Source organism: Corynebacterium sp. HMSC036D03, assembly GCF_001836185.1.
Taxonomy (GTDB): domain Bacteria; phylum Actinomycetota; class Actinomycetes; order Mycobacteriales; family Mycobacteriaceae; genus Corynebacterium; species Corynebacterium simulans.
Window position 1 is genome coordinate 1 of the sequence record NZ_KV827715.1, and the last position, 3,103, is coordinate 3,103.

A 3,103-nucleotide genomic window follows, 5' to 3' on the forward strand; every position below is an offset into this window, starting at 1 on the left:
TGTGTGTTGCACATTGTGTGTGTTTGTTTTGGTCTATTAGTACCAGTAGACTTCACATCTTGCGATGCTTCCATGTCTGGCCTATCAACCCCATAGTCTTTAGGGGACCTCGAATGAAACCTCATCTTAAAACAGGCTTCCCGCTTAGATGCTTTCAGCGGTTATCCCTTCCGTACGTAGCCAACCAGCGATGCCCCTGGCGGAACAACTGGCACACTAGAGGTACGTCCGTCCCGGTCCTCTCGTACTAGGGACAGCCTTCTTCAAGTTTCAACGCGCGCGGCGGATAGAGACCGAACTGTCTCACGACGTTCTGAACCCAGCTCGCGTGCCGCTTTAATGGGCGAACAGCCCAACCCTTGGGACCTACTCCAGCCCCAGGATGCGACGAGCCGACATCGAGGTGCCAAACCATCCCGTCGATATGGACTCTTGGGGAAGATCAGCCTGTTATCCCCGGGGTACCTTTTATCCGTTGAGCGACACCACATCCACAAGTAGGTGCCGGATCACTAGTCCCGACTTTCGTCCCTGTTCGAGCTGTCACTCTCACAGTCAAGCTCCCTTGTGCACTTACACTCACCACCTGATTGCCAACCAGGCTGAGGGAACCTTTGGGCGCCTCCGTTACATTTTGGGAGGCAACCGCCCCAGTTAAACTACCCACCAGGCACTGTCCCCAACCCAGATCATGGGCCAAGGTTAAGGTATCCAATCCGATCAGAGTGGTATTTCAACAACGACTCCACCACCACTGGCGTGATAGCTTCACAGTCTCCCACCTATCCTACACAAACCGAACCGAACACCAATACCAAGCTATAGTGAAGGTCCCGGGGTCTTTTCGTCCTGCCGCGCGTAACGAGCATCTTTACTCGTAGTGCAATTTCACCGGGCCTGTGGTTGAGACAGCAGGGGAGTCGTTACGCCATTCGTGCAGGTCGGAACTTACCCGACAAGGAATTTCGCTACCTTAGGATGGTTATAGTTACCACCGCCGTTTACTGGGGCTTAAATTCTCAGCTTCGCCCATCAAAGATGAACTAACCGGTCCTCTTAACCTTCCAGCACCGGGCAGGCGTCAGTCCATATACATCAACTTAACGTCTTCGCATGGACCTGTGTTTTTGATAAACAGTCGCTCCCCTCTATTCTCTGCGACCCCACAACGCTTACCACCGCAAAGAGTGTTAACGCCATAGGGTCCCCCTTCTCCCGAAGTTACGGGGGCATTTTGCCGAGTTCCTTAACCACAGTTCACCCGAACGCCTTAGTATTTTCAACCTGACTACCTGTGTCGGTTTGGGGTACGGGCCGAGTATATACATCGCTAGAGGCTTTTCTCGACAGCACGGGATCACCAACTTCACCAATTAAGGCTACGCATCACGTCTCACATAAAAGGATGCGGATTTACCTACACCCCAAGCTACACGCTTACACCAACAATCCACTAAGTGGCATGGCTACCCCACTGTGTCACCCCATCGCTTGAACCACACATCAGGCCCCACGACGCACACCAACCAACAACACAAAGTGTCATCGAAAAGTGCTTGTGGTGGTTAGTATCAGTGCTTTATCAGGGGCGCATATACTCGGGTACCAGAATATCAACTGGTTATCCATCGACTACGCCTGTCGGCCTCGCCTTAGGTCCCGACTCACCCTGGGAAGACGAACTTGACCCAGGAACCCTTAGTCATCCGGCGGGAAGGATTCTCACCTTCCAATTCGTTACTCATGCCTGCATTCTCACTCGCACACACTCCACGCCTCCTTACGGTAACGCTTCAACACGTGCACGACGCTCCCCTACCCAATAACAAAAATTATTGCCGCGGCTTCGGCGGTGTGCTTGAGCCCCACTACATTGTCGGCGCAGAACCACTCGACCAGTGAGCTATTACGCACTCTTTCAAGGATGGCTGCTTCTAAGCCAACCTCCTGGCTGTCTTCGCGATCCCACATCCTTTTCCACTTAGCACACCCTTAGGGGCCTTAACCGGCGATCTGGGCTGTTTCCCTCTCGACTATGAAGCTTATCCCCCACAGTCTCACTGCCGCACAACACATTAATGGCATTCGGAGTTTGGCTGACATTGCTAAGATTGTAGTCCCGCTCAACCAACCAGTAGCTCTACCTCCACCAAGCTAATGCGACGCTGCACCTAAATGCATTTCGGGGAGAACCAGCTATCACGGAGTTTGATTGGCCTTTCACCCCTACCCACAGCTCATCCCCGCAGTTTTCAACCTACGTGGGTTCGCGCCTCCACAGCATCTTACTGCTGCTTCACACTGGCCATGGGTAGATCACCCCGCTTCGGGTCCAGGACATGCCACTTGACACCCCATTAGGATTCGGTTTCCCTACGGCTACCCCACACGGGTTAACCTCGCGACATGCCGCTGACTCGCAGGCTCATTCTTCAAAAGGCACGCCATCACACACAAACGGTGCTCTGACGGATTGTAAGCACATGGTTTCAGGAACTATTTCACTCCCCTCCCGGGGTACTTTTCACCATTCCCTCACGGTACTATCCACTATCGGTCACACTGAGTATTTAGGCTTACCGGGTGGTCCCGGCAGATTCACAGCAGATTCCACGAGCCCGCTGCTACTCGGGCAACTTGACAACCCCATCATCAATGTCTTCAGCTACAGGACTATCACCCTCTACGGCAGGCGTTTCCACACCACTTCACCTAACACCAACAACAAGACGCAACGATGGTAGTCGCTGCACATCAAGGCCCACAACACCGCACACACAACCCCTACCAAGTATCACATGCACACGGTTTAGCCTCATCCACGTTCGTTCGCCACTACTAGCAGAATCATTATTATTTTCTTCTCCTACGGGTACTGAGATGTTTCACTTCCCCGCGTCAACCCCCACAACAGCTATGAATTCACTGAAGGGTAACACTCCATAACAAGTGCCAGGTTTCCCCATTCGGACATCCTCGGATCAACGCTTAATTGACAACTCCCCGAGGCTTAACGCAGCCTTTCACGTCCTTCATCGGCTCAGCATGCCAAGGCATCCACCATGCGCCCTAAATAACGAACACACAACCAACACAACAACAA

Annotated in this window: 1 rRNA gene; it reads right to left on the reverse strand. The window is 52.8% G+C overall.

Annotated features, from left to right (window positions below):
- Nucleotides 1–17: 17 nt before the first annotated feature.
- Nucleotides 18–3,084 (reverse strand): 23S ribosomal RNA (locus tag HMPREF2692_RS01255).
- Nucleotides 3,085–3,103 lie beyond the last annotated feature (19 nt).